Consider the following 20847-nt stretch of genomic DNA (forward strand, 5'->3'; position numbering starts at 1 on the left):
AATCAATGAAAAAAATAATATCAAGTTTAATTGTCGCTTCTGTCTTTTTTTCGAATCTCAACGCTCAGTCGGATTCGCAGAAGGAAGAGCAGCTTTACCGCCCCAATTTCCATTTCAGTCCCAAAAAAGGATGGATGAATGATCCGAACGGTCTTTATTACAAAGACGGTGTTTATCACCTGTTCTTCCAGCATTATCCCGATGGAAACAAATGGGGACCGATGCATTGGGGACACGCCACAAGCAAAGACCTTGTCAAGTGGGAAGAGCAGCCGATTGCTCTTTATCCGGATGATTTAGGATATATTTTCTCAGGAAGTGCGGTGGTCGATAAAAACAATACTTCAGGTTTCGGAGATTCCAAAAATAATCCTGTCGTTGCGGTGTACACTTACCACAATCCCAACCGGGAAAAAGACGGTAAGATAGATGTGGAATCACAGGGAATTGCTTACTCTTTGGATAATAGCAAGACTTGGACAAAATATAGTGCAAATCCTGTTCTTAAAAATCCGGGAGTCCGTGATTTTCGTGACCCAAAGGTGTTTTGGGACAGCAAAAGACAGCAATGGATTATGGTTTTGGCGGCTCAGGACAGAACGCACTTTTACGCCTCAAAAAACCTGAAGGAATGGACCTTTCAATCCGAATTTGGAAAAGATCTGGGCGGTCACGGCGGCGTTTGGGAATGCCCCGATCTATTTCCGTTGAAAGTCGAAGGTACCAATGAAGAAAAATGGGTTCTGATCGTCAATATCAATCCAGGCGGACCGAATAATGGTTCTGCAGGACAATATTTTGTCGGTGATTTTGACGGGAAAACTTTTAAGATTGATGAACATTTCACGAAACAGCTTCAGAAAGAAAAAGCAGCCTGGCTCGATTGGGGAAAAGACAATTATGCCAGTGTTTCATTTGATAATGTTCCGCAGGGAAAAAGGGTGATTATCGGCTGGATGAGCAACTGGGAATATGCGCAGGAAGTTCCTACGGAAGCGTGGAGAAGCAGTACAACAATGGCGAGGGAAGTTTCACTCAAAAAAACAAAAGACGGCTATATCCTTAAAAATATTCCGGTTGCCGGACTGAAAAATTATCAAGGGAAATCTATCCGGAAAAAAATCAATCTGAAAAGTGAAAATAAATTAATAGATAAATCAGAAATTGACCTGACTAAAGCTGTTCTCGATTTAGATGTAAAGAAAATGACTGCCGGAACTTATAGCTTTTCTCTGAAAAATTCTTTAAGAGAAGAAGTCGTTTTTGGAATTGATAATAAAACAAAAGAATTGTTCGTAGACCGTTCCAAATCAGGGAAAACAGATTTCGGAAAAAACTATTCAACACCTGTTACCAAAGCACCTTTGAATCAGATGTATCCTGAAGCAAAAATGAAACTTGTTATCGACAAGACTTCCATTGAAATCTTCTTTAATGACGGCGAAAAAGTACTGACCGAAATCTTCTTCCCGAACGAACATCTCTCGGAACTGACCTTATCAACAGACACGAAAGGAAGCTCATTAGATATCAATGCAAATCAGCTTGATATTAATAAGAGATAGCAATGTAGAACATTCCGTAGACAATTAATTAAAATTAAAACTATATGATATGAAGAAATATAAAATTGCAGTCGCCTTTTGTCTTCTTCCGTTTTCCTACATTTTTGCGCAGGAAATTGTGAAAGGAAAGGTACTGTCTCCCAATCAGAAACCGCTGAGCGGCGTTACCGTAACAGTTTCTGAAACAGGTACTACTACAACGACTGATAGCAATGGAACATTTCAGATCAATGATTTGAAGAAAGGAAACACGCTGGTTTTTACCTATTCCGATTATACTACGAAAGAAGTGGTGGTGGATGAAAAAACTGTCCTCAACATCATTCTGGCAGCCGATAAGGTGAAGAACATTGACGAAGTTGTGGTGACCGGATATACTAAGCAGAAAAAAGCCGACATCACCGGAGCAGTTTCCATTGTTGATATGAAAGATCTTAACAAACAGGCGGAACCGAATCCCATCAAATCACTACAGGGAAGAGTAGCTGGGGTGAATATCTCCGCCGATGGCTCGCCTTCAGGAGGAAGTACCAAAGTTCTGATTCGTGGTGTCGGGACACTGAACAATACCGACCCGCTTTATGTCATAGACGGTGTACCAACAAAAGCAGGAATGCACGAGCTGAATCCGGGCGACATCGAAACGATGCAGGTACTGAAAGATGCTTCTTCCGCAAGTATTTATGGTTCCAGAGCGGCAAACGGTGTGATTATCATTACCACCAAAAAAGGGAAAAAAGGCAAGATGAGAATCGACCTGAATTATTATACTGCTTTTTCCCAATATGCGAAAAAAACGCCTGTTCTCAACGCAAAACAATTCGGGCAGGTGCTTTGGCAGGCTAATATCAATGACGGTCTGAATCCGAACAATAATAACCTGAGCTACAGCTTCGACTGGGGCGTTCAGAACGGCGTTCCGACCTTGTACAACAGCTACGTTCCGGAATATCTGGATACAGCAAAAACCATCAAATCTGCCAACACCAATTGGTATGATGAGGTTTCCCAGACCGGTGTTGCCAATTCTTTGGATGTGGCGGCTTCAAGCGCGTCAGACAAAGGTTCTTACTATTTCTCGATGGGGTATTATGACAATGACGGTATCGTAAAGCTGACCAATTTCAAGAGATTGTCTGCCCGTGTGAATACTTCCTATAATTTTTTCGATGGTAAATTAAAAATCGGGGAAAATTTTACATACAATAAAACTAACGAATTGATCGATCCGGGTGTTCTTGATCCGGCTTTGAGAGCGTTGCCGATTATTCCTGTTCATACCGTGGACGGAATCGGATGGGGCGGTCCGGTTGGAGGGATGAATGACCGTCAAAATCCTGTCCGTCTTTTGGAATACAACAAAGACAACGGTTATCGTTACCAGCGTTTTTTCGGAAATGTTTATGCCGAATTACAGCCTGTGAAAAACCTGACGTTGAAATCAAGCTTCGGTGTTGATTTTTCGAATTATTATAAAAGAATGTTACAAAGAAGCTATGTTTCGGGCTATCTTCAGAATAAAACAAATGCTGTAAATATTGACCAGTCGGATACTGAAAAATGGACCTGGACCAATACCGCTCAATACACGGCCAAAGCAGGAAATCACCACTTCGATTTGCTGGGCGGAATGGAAATGTATAAAGATATCTATAACAATACATGGCTCAGAAAAGAAGGATTTCTGATTGAAACGCCAGATTATATGTATCCTGATGCGGGAACGGGAGATGCATTCAACGGTGGAAGTTCTACCTATTACAGCTTGTTGTCGTACTTCGGGAAGTTTTCCTACGATTATGACAATCGTTATCTTTTCTCTGCAACAGTGCGCTATGATGGCTCGTCAAGATTCGGGAAGAACAATCGTTTTGGAACATTCCCGGCATTTTCGGCTGGATGGAGAATCAACAAGGAAGATTTTGCGGAGAAATGGATTCCGTTTTTCTCAGATTTAAGGCTGAGAGCAGGTTGGGGACAGACCGGAAACCAGGAAATCAGCAATTCGGCAGTATATTCTCTTTACATTGCCAATTATGCAGGCGGAAATCCGACCTGGGCAACTTCTTACGGAACGGCTTACGATATTTCCGGGGTGGGAAGCGGTTTATTGCCTTCAGGATTCATCGCAACACAAACCAAAAATGATGATCTGAAATGGGAAACTACCACGCAAACCAACCTAGGTCTGGATTTCGGATTTTTTAATCAGAAACTGACGGGAAGCGTGGATATTTATAAAAAAGATACCAAAGATATTCTCGTTTTACCTCCTTATCTGGGCGTGATTGGCGAAGGCGGAAACCGCTGGATCAACGGCGCTTCGATGGAAAATAAAGGGATTGAGGTTGCCTTAGGTTATCAGGACAAAACTTCCGGTGGATTCGGATACGAGATTTCAGGAAATTTCTCAATGAACCGGAACAAAATCACGGAATTACCACAATCTGTTATCAACAATTATGGCGGAAACGGGACAACCGATAATATTCTCGGAAGGCCAATCAATTCAATGTATGGTTATGTTGCCGACGGACTTTTCAGAACGCAGGCAGAAGTTGATAATTCCGCTACGCAGCCGGGTAAAGGTTTAGGAAGAATCTGTTATGCCGATTTAAATAATGATGGAATTATCGACGACAAAGACAGAACGTGGATCGGAAATCCGAATCCGGGATTTATGTATGGCGTTAATCTTAATTTTTCCTACAAAAATTTCGATTTGTCTACCTTTTGGCAAGGCATCGGCGATGTGGATGTCATTAATTCTAAAAAATACCAGACCGATTTCTGGAGTGTGGATGATGTAGGATCTAATAAAGGAACAAGATTGCTCAACGCATGGTCACCACAGAATCCGAACTCTGATATTCCGGCACTCACAACAGTGGACAGCAACGCAGAATCCAGATTTTCATCCTATTATGTAGAGAACGGAAGCTATCTGAAATTAAGGGTTTTACAGTTAGGGTACAGCCTTCCTAAAAATGTGTTGGAGCAGTACAGGCTTACCAATTTCAGGATTTACATCAGCGCACAGAATCTTCTGACTATCAAATCCAAAAGTTTCACGGGTATTGATCCGGAAACACCGGCTTTCGGTTATCCGCTACCGCTGACGTTCAATTTTGGAGTTAATTTATCCCTTTAAATTTTAAAATATTAAAACAATGAAAAAATATATACTATTAACAGTTGCCTGTGCATTTTTTTTGGGAACAACTTCCTGCAACGATTTTCTGGACAATGAACCAAGAGGCGTGCTTTCCGAAGCCGATGTTGTAACACCTGAGAATGTGGACGGTTTTGTGATCGCAGCTTATGCGGCACTTGGAAACGACCATTACGATACGCCTTTCAGTCTTTGGCCATACGGAAATGTACGTTCGGACGATGCTTACAAAGGCGGAAGCGGAACTAATGATATTCAGGCATTTCACTTTTTTGAAATTTCCAACAATATCCGTTCGGATTTTGGTGAATTGGACCGTCTCTGGTATCTGCATTATGTCGGAATCGGAAGATGCAACAAAGCAATTGCAGCGCTTAACCAGCTTTCTGAAGCGCAATACCCAAACAAGAAGAAACGTATTGCCGAGATGAAATTTGTGAGAGGACATTTTTATTTTATGTTGAAGATCCTTTTCAAATATGTGCCTTACGTAGATGAAAATACACCGATTGATGATTACCCGAAAATCTCCAACCGTGCGAAAACCGACCAGCAACTGTGGGATGCCATCGCTTCAAATTTTGAAGATGCTGCCGCCAATTTGCCTGCAACGCAATCCGAAGTCGGAAGACCAAAGAAAAGTGCGGCTTATGCATATTTGGCAAAAGTGAGATTGTATCAGGCTTATGAGCAGGACGATAATTATACGGTGACCCAAATCAATCCGGTAACGCTTCAGAAATCCATTGACGCAGCTAATCAGGTGATCGGAAATTATACCCTGGAATCAGATTTTGGGTATAACTTCCTTCCGGGAACGCATGAGAATGGTCCGGAATCGGTTTTCTCCATTCAATATTCCGATAATGACGGAACGCTTTTCGGAAGGTTGAATTATGGTGATGTGCTTTCTCTCCCACAAGGTTTAGGATGTTGCGATTTCCACAAACCAAGCCAGAATCTGGTGAATGCTTTCAAGACAACGTCACAAGGTTTGCCGATGTTCGATACATATAATGACACGGATTTGAATTATAATCAGCTCAATAATTACAAAGTAGATCCAAGACTTTACCACACGGTTGCTTTGCCGGGATTGCCTTGGAAATATGAGGAAAACAAAATCTATCAGGAAAGCTGGAACAGAAGCCCGGGAACGTACGGGTATTATGCTTCGTTAAAGGAAAATGTACCGGTTGGCTGTGGCTGTACCGTGAATGTAGACCCGTTTTATGCCAATTCTAAAAACAGGATCATCATCCGTTATTCCGATGTGTTGCTGATGAAAGCCGAAGCTTTAATAGAGCTTGGACAAATCAACGAAGCGTTGCCATTGATTAATCAGGTGAGACAACGTGCAGCAAACAGTACCGTTTTGACCGGAAGTTACACTTCAAACAATCTGATCAGCAAATATGAACCGGGCGTGAACTGTACATGGAATCAGGATTTTGCAAGAAAAGCCCTGAGATGGGAGCGCAGAATGGAATTTGCAATGGAAGGCAGCCGTTTCTTCGACCTTGTGAGGTGGGGAACCGCAGCAGGTACGATGAATACCTATTATTCCGGAGAAAAAACGAAAAGATCTTACTATTCCCAGGCAGGATTTGACCATGGAATCGAAGAATACTGCCCGATTCCATTGGCTCAGATCAATTTCAGCCAAGGATTGTACAAGCAAAATAACGGTTATTAAAAACGAAAGATTTATGAAAACAATATTTAATAAACTCCTGGTATATTTCATTTTGCTGGTTTCCGCTATGTTGGTCTGGTCCTGCGACAACAGCATGGAAGACGGTCTGGTAACAGATGTTTCGGTGAATGTGTCTTCCTTTAAAGTAAACGGTGTTTCAGGAGACATTGACAATAAAAATGATAAAATCACGGTAACATTGCCTTACGGAACGAGTGTAAAAGCTTTATCGCCAATAATAGAAATTCCACAAGGTGCAATTATTTCCCCGGCCTCGGGAGCTGTAATTGATTTTTCACAGCCTGTCAAATTCAGAGTAAAGAATGGTAATATTTATAAAGATTATCAGGTGACGGTTCAGGCTCAGGTTCCGATTATCAGTTTTAAAATCAACGGATTATTGGCAACCATCAACCATTCCAGCAAGACGATTTCACTTACAATGCCGGAAGGAACTAATCTTACCGCATTGCAGCCTATGATAGAAATGGCAAATGGTGTGAGCATCAATCCTGCATCAGGAACTACAATTAATTTCAGCAGTCCTGTACAGTTCACCGTTTCCAATGCGAATCTGACTGAAATCTATACGGCAAAAGTAACCACTCCGGTTTCTGGACCAACAGTGGCATTTCTCGGAACGGCAGCAACCAGAACAGGTCTTACCAATCCTGATGAAATTGCAGCTTCTGACTGGCTTTTCGGAAAATTTTCTGGAGCAGTTTACGTTTCAATGGCAGATGTGGCGAGTGGTGCAGCTAACCTTACGGGCATCAATGTGATTTGGTGGCATTTTGACTCGGCTACCACTTTGCCTGGTGATGCACTGAATGCAAATGTAACTTCCAAAATCAAAACCTATCTGAATGCGGGCGGAAATATTCTTTTAACAGGATTTGCTGCTCAATATGTGGATGCTTTGGGAATTGTGCCTTCGGGAAAAGGTCCGAATAATGTTTTCGGGGATTTCTTACCGAACGGGTTTGTAGATGCGAACAATGATTGGGGAATTTCTTTCAAAGGGAACGAAGCACATCCTGTTTTTGACGGGCTCCAGACCTACGAATCCGGGAAAGCCAATTTCCTTCAGAAAGGAACATTCAGATTGAATCACACCGCTTGGTGGTTCTTGCCGGACTGGGGTGGCTATGTAAACGGAGCCGGATGGAGAACACAGACAGGAGGAAATAACCTTGCCAGTGAAGCTTGGGACAATACTCTAGACGGACGTGTTGCCGTGGCCGAATTTCCGGGTGGAACTGCCAATAAAAAGTGTATCACCATCTCAATGGGCGCTTATGACTGGTACAACGAAACCTCGAACGGAACATCAAGTCAGCCAAACGGATTTTTGGATAACATCAAAAAAATCACGGAGAACAGCCTTAATTATCTTGTAACGCATTAATATCAGAATCAATGACAATCAAAACAATATATTTAGCCGCTGTGATGGCTTTGGCAACTTATTCCTGCCAAAATCATGATTCGGAGGCCGATGTGAATCCGGATGATATTTTCAGACAGACGAACATCTTTCCACAACCGCCCAATCAGTGGATGGAAACTACTAATCCTTATTACACTGCTGGTTATGTTGGTGATGTAATGCCATATTACGAAAACGGAAAATTCCACCTTTTCTTTCTGCACGATGCTAAAACCAAACCTGCAGGCGAAGGATTTCACGATATTCACAGCTTTGAGACGACCAATTTTAAAGATTTTACTTATCAAGGGAGACAAATTCTCTACGGAACGGCTTCCGAACCGGATTTTGGTGTTGGAACGGGTAGTCTTGTGAAGGTCGGGAGTACGTATTTTTACTATTACACAGGTCATAATGAGATTGCTTCATTTTTAGCGGGTAATCCGAGGGAAAGCGTGCTTTTGGCTACAAGTACCGATATGAAAAACTGGACGAAAGTGAAGAATTTTAAAATCACTGCTCCGGCTGGCTATTATGATTATGAATTCCGCGATCCGCATGTTTTGTTCAATGCAGAAGATGGGAAATACTGGATGCTGGTTTCTGCACAGACTTCGGCTAAAAAAGCGGTTGTTCTTAAATTTACAACAACCAATCCTGCCAGCGGAAACTGGACGGTGGAAAATCCGATTTACACGACAACTTCTTCAGAAAATTACATTATGCTGGAATGTCCCGACCTTTTCAAAATGGGCAATTACTGGTATCTTGTTTTCTCAGAAAACTGGAGTAACAATACCGGAACACATTACAGAATCGGAACTTCACCAAACGGACCGTGGACTACACCTGCAAATGACCGGTTGGACGGCTCTTATCTCTACGCTGCAAAAACTGTTTCGGACAATGCCAACCGTTATCTGGTAGGTTGGACTGCAAGAAAAGTTCCTGAAAGCAACACTGGTGGAAAAGACTGGGCGGGAAATCTTGTAGCACATCAATTAGTTCAGAATCAGGATGGAACGTTGGCGGTAAAACCTATTTCTACCTTGCAATCTGTATTTGGACAAAGTGCTTCACTTTCTGTAGATAAAATTATAGGAAATGCTTCTCAAAATGGTAACGGTTTTAATTTGTCTGCCAATTCGCAAGTGATGTTTGGGAAACTTCAGAAAGCAAATCAAATAAGCTTTACGTTGAACGCTTATGCTAACGGAAAATCAGGATTGATTCTGGCGCAGGATAATGAAGGAAAAAATGGTTTTAAAATTGCATTCGAACCTTCCTCCAACAGAATAGCAAGTTATGTAATGAACGGCGGAAGTGAGGATTTTGCCAATGCTTATCCTTTGTCCGGAATCTCGGGAACCAACTATAATGTAACGGTTTTCATCAGCAATGATGTTTGTGTGGTCTATGTGAATGACAAGTTGGCGTTCAGCAATCGAGTGTACGATGTTGTTAACAAAAAATGGAGTATTTTTGGTTCTTCGGACAGTTCATTCAGTAATATTAATGTCAAAAATCCTTAATTAATGTTTCTTAATAAAAAAATAAATGCAGTCAGTTTCGGAGAGGTGCTCTTCGATGTGTTTGGAGAAGAAAAGAAAATCGGCGGTGCTCCGCTCAATCTGGCACTCAGAACGGTGTCTTTCGGATTTCCGGTGGCGATGATAAGTGCTGTTGGAAATGATGAGGATGGAAAGGTAATTTGTGACTATGTCAGTGAAAATCAACTTGATACCAGTGGAATCATGACAACCCAGGATTATGATACGGGTATTGTCCAGGTAACATTGAACGAGCGTGGTTCTGCAACTTATGAAATCAAATTTCCGTCTGCCTGGGATTTTATTGAAATCAATAATGATGCTTTGAATATCGTTAAAAATGCCGATGTCTTTTTTTACGGAAGCCTTGTGTGTAGGAATGATGCTTCAAGAAATACACTTTTTAATTTACTGGATTCAAATCCTGGAATGTTCAAGGTTTTTGATGTGAATTTGAGAAAACCTTTCTACCATATTGAACTTCTGGAACAATTAATGAATAAAGCCGATTTCATTAAATTTAATGATGAAGAAATCCTTGAAATTGCCGCTGCGTTAGGTTTTAAATCAGATGATTTGGAAGAAAATATCCGTTTCATTTCAGAAAAAACAAATACAGGTTCTATTTGTGTCACGTTGGGAAAACACGGCTCAATATTACTCTGGAACAACAAGTTTTACAAACACGGTGGCTATCCTGTGAAAGTGGCCGATACGGTTGGAGCAGGGGATTCGTTTCTGGCAAGTTTGATTGCCCGATTGTTGTCAGATAAAAATCCTGAAACGGCACTGGATTTTGCGAGTGCGGTTGGTGCTTTGGTGGCGAGTTATTCGGGAGCCAATCCGAAACTTCGGAATGAAGAGATTGAAGAGTTTATAAAGGAAAGGGTTTGAGAGAATTCTAATTTTTCATAAAAACTGAAAGCAAAAATAAAAAATAGCGTTAACTGTTTTTAGTTGGCGCTATTTGTCTTTAGCTAACTTTACAAAATAGTATTTAAAATCTTTGTGCTGATTTGGAAATTGTTTTGAGTTTAATTGAGTATAATCTACCCCGAAAATTCATCCAGTATATCCATACTTGGAACAAAAAACAATGTTCCCGTCTGTGCAGTACTGAAATCAAGGATACGGTCATAATTTCCGGGTGGGTTACCGATGAACATATTAGTCAGCATTTTTTCAACTGTGCTGAATGTGCTTGCATAACAGATAAAATAAGTTCCCATTTCATTGCTTGCTACGCTTCCAAAAGGCATATATCGAAGTGAAACGTAAAATCATTGGTTCGATATTCCCTGAAAAACTGCAATTTTTTAAAAATCATTATCGAACCACTCAAACTAATGTTTTACTCTCTTACATATATCAGATAAACAATGAGTTAGGAGCGAAAAAAAACCGGAAAGAAAGTGAATTATCACCTCTTTCCGGTCTTGTACCCAGGACCGGGATCGAACCGGTACTCCTAAGAACTGGTGTTTGAGACCAGCGCGTCTACCAATTCCGCCACCTGGGCAAGTGTGTTACCTTGTTTTGAATCGGTGTGCAAATATAGAAACTTTTCTTAATACTCCAAAGTTTTTTATAAGAATTTTTTTAGAAATTAATCTCCAAACCATCGTAGGCAAGGTGTATTCCGGGTGGAAGTTGCTTGTCTTCAATATCATGCAGACCCAGATGATGGCTGATATGAGTTAAAAATAATTTTTTAGGTTTTAACTCTTCAAACAGTTTTATGACATCAGGAAGGATGAAATGGGCAGGATGCGGATCAAACTTTCTTATGCAGTTTAAAATTAACACATCAAGATTCTTCAATTTCTCTTTTTCAGTATCTGAAATAAATCCTGCATCCGTAATGTAAGCAAGGTTTTTAAATTTATATCCGAAAACTGTAATTTGAAAGTGAATCACTTCAATCGGGGTGATGTCTACATCTAAAACACGAAAAGGCTCATTCTCAATATCATGAAGATCAAATGCAGGTGCTCCGGGATACCTCATGTCCGCAAAAGCATAAGGAAAACGGTTTTTAACTTCATTTCCTACTCTTTGATAGCAATAAAGGGGGATGTTTTTTCCGCTTTTGAAAATCAAAGGGCGCATATCATCAAGCCCGATTACGTGGTCATTATGTTCATGAGTAAGCAGGGTGATATCGACGTGGGTTTCGTGGTTTGAAAGCATTTGCTGCCTAAAATCAGGACCGCAGTCGATAAGTATTTTTTTGTTTTCGTCTGTAGTTACCATGACAGAAGATCTGAGCCGACTGTCTTTTGGATTTTTTGAAGTACACACTTCGCAAGTGCAGCCAATAACGGGTACGCCTTGGGAAGTTCCCGTTCCTAAAAATTTCAACTTCATTTTCTTTTGAGGTTGGTTTAATTTTGGTAAATTTACGAAAAATTTAATGTCCTAATGTATCAGAAACTAACTCCTAAACAAAAAGCATTAACAATTAATCTAGATCCTACTATTTATGGTACTTTCGCGGAAATTGGAGCAGGGCAGGAGACTGTTCGACACTTTTTTAGAGCAGGAGGAGCTTCGGGTACAATCGCTAAGGCAATGTCAGCTTACGACAAAGATTTTAGTGATGCGATCTATGGAAAAGAGGTAAAAAACAGATACGTTACCCAAAACAGACTTCGAAAAATGCTTCGCTATGAAGTGGCATTGATTGAAGAAAGAATTTCCAGAGAAAATAACCCCAACAGAAAGTTCTTTTCTTACGCCAATACGGTAACTACGATCAATTTTGATAAAACCGTTAAAGGTCACGGTTGGGTTGGAATCCGTTTTCAGGTAAAAGAAAATGAGGATTATAATGAAATCGTTATTCATGTAAAGTTTAAAGAGAATGATGCTACTTTACAGCAGGAAACTTTGGGGAATCTTGGAGTAAACCTTATTTTCGGAGCTTTCAATTACTATGATAATCCAAGGACTTTGGTTGAATCTCTGTATGATGATGTAGCCAAAGACAACCTTGAAATTGATATGATCGATTTTAACGGACCGGCTTTTGCTTATGTTGATAACAGATTGATGTCTCTGCAGCTAGTGAAAAACGGAATGACAGATGCGGTGATTTTCAATTCACAAGGGAATAATATGCTTCCTGCAGATATTTTGTATAAGAAAAATATTTTTGCGGTAAGAGGAAGTTTCAGACCCGTAACCAAGGTAAATATTGATATGCTTCAGAATGGACTGGGCATGTTCATGAAAGATGCTGCATGTACTCAGGATGAAACGGAAGTTTTAATAGAAATCACCATTTCAAACCTCCGTGCAGACGGGGATATTGATGAAAGAGATTTCTTAGACAGGGTAGATGTTCTTGGGAAACTTGGATATACGGTAATTGTTTCTAACTTCTCGGAATATTATCGTCTAATCGATTATTTTGCATCTTATACCAATGGAAATATTGGAGTTGCGATGGGAGTTAATAATTTATTGATGGTATTTGATGAGAAGTACTATAAAGATTTGTCAGGGGGTATTCTTGAAGCTTTTGGAAAATTCTTCAGAAACGGCATGAGAGTGTATCTGTATCCTTATAAAGATCCGGAAACACACGAGTTATTGGATTCAGAAACCCTTAAAGTAGGAGAAAATCTGAAAGAATTGTATAAATATTTCAAACTCAACGAGCGTATTGTAGATATTAACAACTACAATCCTGAGTTTTTGGAAATTTATTCAAGAGATATTTTGAAAAAAATTGGATGCAATATCAAAGGCTGGGAAAATCAGGTTCCTGAAGGTGTTGCAGAAATGATTAAAGAACGAGGAATGTTTGGGTTTAAAGAAGATTTTTCTTTAAAACAATTCTCTTAAAAATAATATAATAATGTCAGAATTAAAGAAAAGACTTTCTTCTATCCTGGAAAGTCCTAAACATAATACGGAGGAAAAACTTGAAAAAGTTTGTCACCTTTTGGATCAGGAAATTTCTTATTTCAACTGGACGGGTTTTTATTTTAAAAATGGGGATAAAGATGAATTGAAATTAGGTCCTTATGTAGGAGCACCTACAGATCATACCATTATTCCTTACGGAAAAGGGATTTGCGGACAGGTTGCTGTTTCCAATGAAACGTTCGTTGTTCCGGATGTGAACGAAGAAAGCAATTATTTAAGCTGTTCGATTGATACTAAAGCTGAAATTGTAGTTCCTATTTTCAAAGACGGTAAGAACATTGGGCAGATCGATATTGATTCCCATACCATTGATCCGTTTACTGCTGAAGACAGAGAATTGTTGGAATGGCTTTGTAATGAAGTATCTAAAATAGTATAATTGAATATTTATATTAAAAATAAACAAAAAACTCCGGCTCGAAGAGCCGGAGTTTTTTGTTTTTGTAATAGACTGATCTAAATGATTTTTACCATTAAGAATTTTGAAACGTATCAATTTCCTCAAGCAATTCCTTAAAATAGTTCTCACATTTTGCAATATGCGTTCCGTACCAGGAAAATGCTTCTCCGTATACGATCATAATTTTTTTATCAGGATATAGTTCTTTGAATTCCTCAATGTGCTTCACTTTAAACGGAAAAGGTTCTGAAGAAAGCATAATAATATCAGCTTCTGCTAAATCTTCTGCTTGAATTTCCGGATAGCGGGTTCTGTTCTTAAAAATATTTTCGAATCCGATTTCAGTCAGAATTTTGTGAATGAACGTATCTGAACCTATCGTCATATAAGGGTTTTTCCAGATAAGATAAGCGACTTTTATCTTGGAGTTAATTTTAGCCTGATTTAAAACCTCATAGATTTTAAGATTAAAAAGCTGCGCTTTGTCTTCTTTATGAAAGGTTTTGCCCAGACTTTTAAGCAAATAGTAATTATCTTCAATGGTTTCTACATTGGTGACTATGACCTTAAAATCATCCATCAAAGCTTCTACCTGCTCTTTGATGTTTTCTTCTTTATTGGCTAGAATTAAATCGGGTTGTAAGGCCTTTATTTTTTCAATATTAATATTTTTTGTTCCCCCGATAATAGTTACATTTTTTACTTTTTCTCCAGGATGAATACAGAATTTTGTCCTTCCGACAACTTCGTTTTCGGTTAAACCCAAATCGAATAAAGCCTCCGTAATAGAGGGAACAAGAGAAACAACTTTCATGATAATATTTTAGATCTGCCTAAAATTACAAAAGTTTGCCGGTTAAGAAAAGCCCTGCTACAGAAAAATAAATGATAAGCCCTGTTACATCTACCAGTGTTGCTACAAACGGGGCAGAAGATGTTGCCGGATCCAGCTTTAATTTTTTTAGAATAAAGGGAACCATAGATCCTGAAAGAGTACCCCAAAGTACGATCATAATTAAAGAAACTCCAACACTAAGACCTACATAAGGCCAGTACATTCCATAATTGAAGAACCCAGCTTCATGCCAGATCATGATTCGTAAAAAACCAATGGCACCCAAGATACTTCCCAGGAATAAACCAGTGAAAATCTCTTTTTTCATAACATACCACCAATCCTTTAAGCCGATTTCCTGAAGAGCCATTGCTCTGATGATCAGCGTTGCAGCCTGGGAACCGGAATTTCCGCCACTCGAGATAATCAAAGGGACAAATAAAGCCAGAACAACTGCTTTCTGAATTTCATCTTCAAAATATCCCATGGCTGAAGCAGTTAACATTTCTGAAAAGAATAAGATAATCAGCCACATTCCTCTTTTTTTAACCATTTCGATCAAAGAGGTTTGGGTATAAGGAACGTCTAACGCTTCAAGTCCCCCGAACTTCTGAATATCTTCAGTGTTTTGCTGCTCAATTTGGTCAAGAATGTCATCAATAGTTACAATTCCTACAAGAACTCCGGCTTCAGTGATGATAGGAAGTGCTGCTCTGTCATATTTCTCAAAATACTGTACAGCATCTTCTTTTGAAGTGGTAGTGGTGATAGCAACAAAATGATTGTCGGTGATTTCTGATATTAAAGTGTCTTCTTCCGCTAATAATAAGCTTCCCAATGCAATATCATCAATCAGTCGGTTTCTTTCGTCTACTACATAAAGGTGGTTCATGGTTTCCACTCTTTTTCCTACCTTTTTTATTTGCTGCAGACACTTTTTTACGGTCCATTCCTTACGGATCTGGATGTAATAGGGGGTCATCAGACGGGCAATAGAATCAGAATTGTACCCTAAAAGCTTTAGAGCAATTCTTCTCTCCTGCGGATTAAGATGGTTGATGGAATATTTGATCAGTTCATCGGGGAAATCTTCAAATAAAGCGGTCCTGTCATCCGGAGTCATGGCATTCAGAATCTCGGAAACTTCATCACTTCCGATACTTCTGATGGTTTCCTCCTGGAAATCAGGATCAAGATGCGAAAAAACATCTGCTTTGTATTCTTTCGGAACTTTCAAGAATGCTAAAAGCCTCTCATCAGCGGGAAGTCCACTAAGAGTTTCGGCAATATCGGCAGGATTAAAGATAAGTTCGTCTCTAGAATTCAAAACGTAAAAAATTTTTGGATATGCAAAAATAATTTAAATTTTCAAGAAACGGGAAGAATGTAGAAAAATTAAGGAATATTTAAAACCCTAGAATCCGGATTCAGCAGTAGGTCTTATCTTCTTTAATTTTTTTAGAATACCTTTTATAGCACCATTGGTTCCTATTTTTATAGAATTTTCGGTAGATCCCAATAGACGCATATTTTTACGGTAGGTATCGTAATCTGTTTCTGTGAGAAGATTTCCGGTGGAATCAAAAAGCTTCATGCTGATAACCACCTGATTGGAGAATACATATTTTCCTAATCCTACTTTAAAATATTTTACTTTAGGAACAATAGCGAAATCAGTAGCATTATTGCTGCAATAATCTATGATGGTCTGTTTGTCGATACTGTCATAAGGAATCTGCACTTCAGCTCTCAGCATTTTGTTTCTCTTCATATTGCTGGTGTTATCAGAAACGGCACTGAAAAAGGCATTGTTGGTAGGCTCTTTTATTTCCTCAATATCCGGCTCTACTTCTGGATTGAAGTAAAGAACTTTCTTTATCTTATCATCGGGGCTTCTCTGTGCTTTCATTGAAGCGGTCCCGATCAATAAAACAGAAGTAAAGGCTAAAAAAAATAAAACTTTTCCCATTTGTAATTTCGATTGCAAAATTACTGTCTTTTAGTGGGATGACATAATTTTTTTAAGAATTTTTTAACATTTTTTTCTATCAAATTCCATATATGAAATCGATAATGTTGGTGGAATCAAAATAAAGTCGTAATTTTGCAGCCGTTACATAATAATCATTAAACAATATTGGAATGTACTTAACAACAGAAAAAAAAGCAGAAATTTTCGCAAAACATGGAAAATCTGCACAAGACACAGGGAGCGCTGAAGGACAAGTAGCTCTTTTTACTTTCAGAATTAACCACTTATCTCAGCATTTGAAGGCTAATCGTCACGATTTCAATACTGAAAGATCTTTGGTGAAATTAGTAGGTAAAAGAAAAAGTTTATTGGACTATCTTAAGAAAAAAGATATTACAAGATACAGAGCTATTATCGCTGAACTAGGTTTAAGAAAATAATCTGTAAAGATTTTCAAATAAAAGCAACTTCGAAAGAGGTTGCTTTTTTTGTGGATTTGTGTCAAATATGTAACAAATGAACGAATTTTAAATATTTTTTCTGGGTTTTATTAAATGAATATTTAAATTTGTTTCCTTTTTAATTAAAGATTGATTTTGAGGAATTTTTATATTTATTTTTTGATTTTATTATCTGTTTTCTATAAAGCTCAAGAAGCGGACTCTTTAAAACCAAAACTTTGGACGGCCAGTGCTAATGCGGAATATGGAATGGTTTTACCGACTAATATTCATTTAAAAAGTTATCCCCATAAAGCTTTTGCAGCTTATTCTTTCGAATTTTTAAAGCAAACTAACGGGAATAGAGATTGGGAGTCCTTATATAGTTATCCACAAGTCGGAGTGGGTGTTATTGCCGTCGACTACCTAACCAATAAACAATTGGGAAGTCCCTACGCTATTTATGGAATTTATAATGCAAAAATAAAACAGTGGGATAAGCTTAAATGGTATCACAGTATTAATTTTGGAATCTCTTTCAATTCGACTCCCTATAATTCTGATCTCGGATACCTTAACAGTTCCATAGGTTCAAAAACAAATATGTTCATTAGTCTGGGAACAGGATTGTATTATGAAATAGGGAAACATTTTGACTTAGGACTGAGTCTTAAATTTAATCATCTTTCCAACGGTTCTTTAAAAACACCCAATAGAGGATTGAACAGTGTTGCTCCTCAGTTAAGTTTAGTTTATTATCCTGAACGCGTAACTCCTCAAAAATCAGATACCGTTAGAATCGTTCATGATAAATATAATACGGTGGAATTTTCTGTATTTGCAGCTCGAAAAAGTGCTTTTTATAAAGGAACAGATCGTGATCCGGGTAATTATTATCAGGGATATATTTACAATATTTACGGGGCGGAAGCTTTTTATTTCCGTCAGTATTCTGAAAAATCGGCATATGGAATCGGAGTGGGCATTACTCAGGATGATGAATATAACCATACGATGTACCTTGAAAACGGTTTTGTATATGATAAAAAACGATTTTCTAAAAATCAGGTTCTGGCAAGTGTTATTCCCAGTTATCGTTTAATTATGGGAAAATTATATGTGAATATCGGAGCCGGATATTATCTTTTCAAGAAAACATGGAAATATGATAAAACAGCTTTCTTTCAAAGAATAGGTCTGCAATATCAGGTTACAGACCGTCTGTTTGCCTCTTTCGGAATTAATGCTTATGATTTTCATGTAGCCAATTATCTTGAATGGAAATTAGGATATACTTTTTCAAAAAAAGTCAGGAAATAGAATTTAGGGTATTAAATGAGGAGTAATAAAGCTTTTTTTTAGTAATTTAAGTAGTTTAAAGGGAAAGCAATTTCAATTAAAAACAGGTTTTATCCAAATAATACATTAAATTTGCAAACGAAAATTTAAAAAGTTTAAATAATAATCGTACTCAATACGGAGTACAAGAGACGAAAATTTATGAGTATACCTCAAGCGTTTACAGAAACGATTACTCTTGCAGACGGCAGGGAAATCACATTAGAAACAGGGAAGTTGGCGAAACAGGCTGATGGATCTGTGGTAGTAAAATTAGGTGGAACGATGCTTTTAGCAACAGTTGTAGCCAACAAAGAAGCAAATCCAGGAGTGGATTTTTTACCATTAACGGTAGATTACAGAGAAAAATTCTATGCAGGGGGTAGAATTCCAGGAAACTTTTTCCGTAGAGAAGCAAGACCTTCTGATCAGGAAATTTTAACAATGCGTTTAGTAGACAGAGTTCTGCGTCCGCTTTTCCCTGAAGATTTCCATGCGGAAGTTCAGGTGATGATTTCATTAATTTCTTATGACGGGCAAACAATTCCTGATGATTTAGCAGGTTTAGCAGCTTCTGCAGCCATTGCTATTACCGATATTCCTTTCGACGGACCAATGTCTGAAGTAAGAGTGGTAAGATTCAACGGAGAGTTGTCGATTAACCCAAGTTATGAATCATTAAAAGATGCTGAGTTGGATATTATGGTTGGAGCTACTAAAGATTCAATCGTAATGGTGGAAGGAGAGATGAAGGAAATTTCTGAGCAGGAAATGTTGGAAGCTATTAATTTCGCTCATGTTGAAATTAAAAAACAGATTGAAGCTCAGGAAAGACTGGCAGAAAAAGTAGGAAAAGCTTTCCCTAAGAGAGAATATTCTCACGAAAATCACGATGAAGAAATCCGTGAAAAAGTTTGGAAAGAAACTTACGATAAAGTATATGAAGTAGCAAAAACTCCTTCAAGCAAAGAAGAAAGAGGAGAAAAATTTAAAGCGGTACGTGAAGAATTCCTTGCTCAATATGCAGATAACGCAGAAGAATTAGAAAGAGTAACGCCTTTCGTAAAAGTATATTATCATGATGTAGAGAAAGAAGCAATGCGTCAGATGATCCTTGAAGACAATATCCGTCTGGATGGTCGTGATCCTCAGACGATCCGTCCGATATGGTCAGAAATTGATTATCTTCCGGGAGCTCACGGATCTGCGATCTTTACAAGAGGAGAAACTCAGTCTTTAACGGCTGTAACGTTAGGTTCTGTGAAAGATGCAAACATGGTGGACAGTGTAATTACACAACACGATGAGAAATTCTTCTTACATTACAATTTCCCTCCGTTCTCAACAGGTGAAGCAAGACCTTTAAGAGGGACTTCAAGAAGAGAAGTGGGACACGGAAACCTGGCTCAAAGAGCCTTACAGGCAGTAATTCCTGAAGAAAATCCATATACAATCAGAATTGTTTCTGATATTTTAGAATCAAACGGTTCGTCTTCAATGGCAACAGTTTGTGCAGGAACATTAGCTCTAATGGATGCAGGAGTGCAGATTACAAAACCTGTTTCCGGAATTGCAATGGGATTGATTACAGATACAAAATCAGGTAAATTCACTGTACTTTCTGATATCTTAGGAGATGAAGATCACCTTGGAGATATGGACTTTAAAGTGACAGGAACTGCAGATGGTATCACGGCTTGTCAGATGGATATCAAAATCCAGGGACTTTCTATGGATATCATGGAAAAAGCTTTAATGCAGGCAAGAGACGGAAGATTACATATCCTTAACAAAATCACTGAAACAATTGCTACACCAAGACCTGACGTGAAACCTCACGCTCCGAAAATGGTAGTAATGGAAATTCCTAAAGATTTCATTGGAGCTGTAATCGGACCTGGTGGAAAAATCATTCAGCAAATGCAGAAAGATACTGACACAGTTATCGCCATTGAAGAAGTTGGCGAAATCGGACGTATCGAGATTGCAGGAACAGACAGAGAGAAAATCAATGCAGCTGTTGCGAAGATCAACGAAATTACTTTTGTACCGGTTGTAGGCGAGGTTTACAAAGGTAAAGTAGTAAAAGTAATGGATTTTGGTGCTTTCGTAGCGATTGCTAAAGGAACTGAAGGTCTTCTTCATATTTCTGAAATTGAATGGGCTCGTCTAGATAAAGTTCCTTATGCAGAAGGTGATGAAGTTGAAGTAAAATTCATGGGGTACGACGATCGTAAGAAAATGAAACTTTCAAGAAAAGTTCTTTTGCCAAGACCTCCAAAACCTGAAGGAAAACCAAGACCAGAAGGACAGGGGAGACCAGAGGGGCAAGGAAGACCTGAAAGACCCAATAGACCGGAAGGACAAAATCAAGCTAGACCGGAAGGTGAAAAACCTGCTGATCAGGCTTAATAAAAATAGAAACCATCGAAATTTTTCGGTGGTTTTTTATTTCTATATACTTGATTTTAATGAACAAAGAAAGACGGAGATGAAAGTAGATTGAAACTCAATTAT

15 protein-coding genes, 1 tRNA gene and 1 pseudogene are annotated in these 20847 nt (G+C 38.7%); 11 read left to right on the top strand and 6 right to left on the bottom strand.

All coding sequences use genetic code 11. The features are described from left to right. Positions 1 to 5: 5 nt before the first annotated feature. From P0Y62_19110 to P0Y62_19135, 6 genes are read left to right on the top strand one after another with little or no spacing between them, the layout of a single operon-like run. Positions 6 to 1565: a glycoside hydrolase family 32 protein gene (locus P0Y62_19110; GenBank protein WEK69903.1), complete on the top strand. Its 1560-nt coding sequence runs from the start codon at positions 6 to 8 to the stop codon at positions 1563 to 1565. A gap of 49 nt (positions 1566 to 1614) precedes the next feature. Continuing rightward, complete coding sequence (locus P0Y62_19115; GenBank protein WEK69904.1) at positions 1615 to 4716, top strand: TonB-dependent receptor; 3102 nt, start codon at positions 1615 to 1617, stop codon at positions 4714 to 4716. Between the two features lie 19 nt (positions 4717 to 4735). After that, a complete protein-coding gene (locus P0Y62_19120; protein ID WEK69905.1) occupies positions 4736 to 6433 on the top strand; it encodes a RagB/SusD family nutrient uptake outer membrane protein in 1698 nt (565 codons plus the stop codon). Between the two features lie 13 nt (positions 6434 to 6446). After that, on the top strand, positions 6447 to 7841 hold the full coding sequence (locus tag P0Y62_19125; GenBank protein WEK69906.1) for a DUF4960 domain-containing protein: 1395 nt from the start codon (positions 6447 to 6449) through the stop codon (positions 7839 to 7841). A gap of 11 nt (positions 7842 to 7852) precedes the next feature. Beyond that, positions 7853 to 9394 (top strand): glycoside hydrolase family 32 protein, encoded by a 1542-nt coding sequence (locus P0Y62_19130; protein WEK69907.1) that lies wholly within the window; start codon positions 7853 to 7855, stop codon positions 9392 to 9394. 3 nt (positions 9395 to 9397) lie between these two features. Continuing rightward, positions 9398 to 10306 (top strand): carbohydrate kinase, encoded by a 909-nt coding sequence (locus P0Y62_19135; protein WEK69908.1) that lies wholly within the window; start codon positions 9398 to 9400, stop codon positions 10304 to 10306. Between the two features lie 155 nt (positions 10307 to 10461). Here the strand turns inward: P0Y62_19135 and P0Y62_19140 are convergent. The 3 genes and pseudogenes from P0Y62_19140 to P0Y62_19150 all read right to left on the bottom strand — a co-directional run bounded on the left by P0Y62_19140 (position 10462) and on the right by P0Y62_19150 (position 11779). Then, positions 10462 to 10671, bottom strand: a pseudogene (locus tag P0Y62_19140) (Dyp-type peroxidase). 180 nt (positions 10672 to 10851) lie between these two features. Next, positions 10852 to 10931, bottom strand: a tRNA-Leu gene (locus P0Y62_19145). Positions 10932 to 11011: 80 nt separating this feature from the next. Then, positions 11012 to 11779, bottom strand: a complete 768-nt coding sequence (locus P0Y62_19150) for an MBL fold metallo-hydrolase (GenBank protein ID WEK69909.1) — start codon at positions 11777 to 11779, stop codon at positions 11012 to 11014. A gap of 54 nt (positions 11780 to 11833) precedes the next feature. Here P0Y62_19150 and P0Y62_19155 point away from each other — a divergent pair, with 54 nt between their 5' ends. Both P0Y62_19155 and P0Y62_19160 read left to right on the top strand, forming a co-directional pair. Beyond that, on the top strand, positions 11834 to 13261 hold the full coding sequence (locus P0Y62_19155; protein ID WEK69910.1) for a TonB-dependent receptor: 1428 nt from the start codon (positions 11834 to 11836) through the stop codon (positions 13259 to 13261). Positions 13262 to 13274: 13 nt separating this feature from the next. Beyond that, entirely contained in the window at positions 13275 to 13724 is a 450-nt protein-coding gene (locus tag P0Y62_19160) for a GAF domain-containing protein (GenBank protein WEK69911.1), read from the top strand. A 94-nt stretch (positions 13725 to 13818) separates the two neighbouring features. Here the strand turns inward: P0Y62_19160 and P0Y62_19165 are convergent, their stop codons facing one another. The 3 genes from P0Y62_19165 to P0Y62_19175 form a co-directional block, all read right to left on the bottom strand. After that, a complete protein-coding gene (locus P0Y62_19165) occupies positions 13819 to 14559 on the bottom strand; it encodes a helical backbone metal receptor (GenBank protein WEK69912.1) in 741 nt (246 codons plus the stop codon). Between the two features lie 25 nt (positions 14560 to 14584). Continuing rightward, positions 14585 to 15907: a magnesium transporter gene (gene mgtE / locus P0Y62_19170; protein ID WEK69913.1), complete on the bottom strand. Its 1323-nt coding sequence runs from the start codon at positions 15905 to 15907 to the stop codon at positions 14585 to 14587. An 87-nt stretch (positions 15908 to 15994) separates the two neighbouring features. Next, positions 15995 to 16549, bottom strand: coding sequence for a pyruvate decarboxylase (locus tag P0Y62_19175; GenBank protein WEK69914.1), 555 nt, complete (start codon positions 16547 to 16549; stop codon positions 15995 to 15997). Positions 16550 to 16722: 173 nt separating this feature from the next. Between P0Y62_19175 and rpsO the strand changes: the two genes are divergently transcribed. The 3 genes from rpsO to P0Y62_19190 all read left to right on the top strand — a co-directional run bounded on the left by rpsO (position 16723) and on the right by P0Y62_19190 (position 20742). Next, positions 16723 to 16992 (top strand): 30S ribosomal protein S15, encoded by a 270-nt coding sequence (gene rpsO / locus P0Y62_19180; GenBank protein ID WEK69915.1) that lies wholly within the window; start codon positions 16723 to 16725, stop codon positions 16990 to 16992. Positions 16993 to 17172: 180 nt separating this feature from the next. Continuing rightward, positions 17173 to 18312, top strand: coding sequence for an acyloxyacyl hydrolase (locus P0Y62_19185; GenBank protein ID WEK69916.1), 1140 nt, complete (start codon positions 17173 to 17175; stop codon positions 18310 to 18312). A 180-nt stretch (positions 18313 to 18492) separates the two neighbouring features. Continuing rightward, positions 18493 to 20742: a polyribonucleotide nucleotidyltransferase gene (locus P0Y62_19190; protein ID WEK69917.1), complete on the top strand. Its 2250-nt coding sequence runs from the start codon at positions 18493 to 18495 to the stop codon at positions 20740 to 20742. Positions 20743 to 20847: the final 105 nt, after the last annotated feature.

It is taken from the genome of Candidatus Chryseobacterium colombiense, from assembly GCA_029203185.1.
GTDB lineage: Bacteria > Bacteroidota > Bacteroidia > Flavobacteriales > Weeksellaceae > Chryseobacterium > Chryseobacterium colombiense.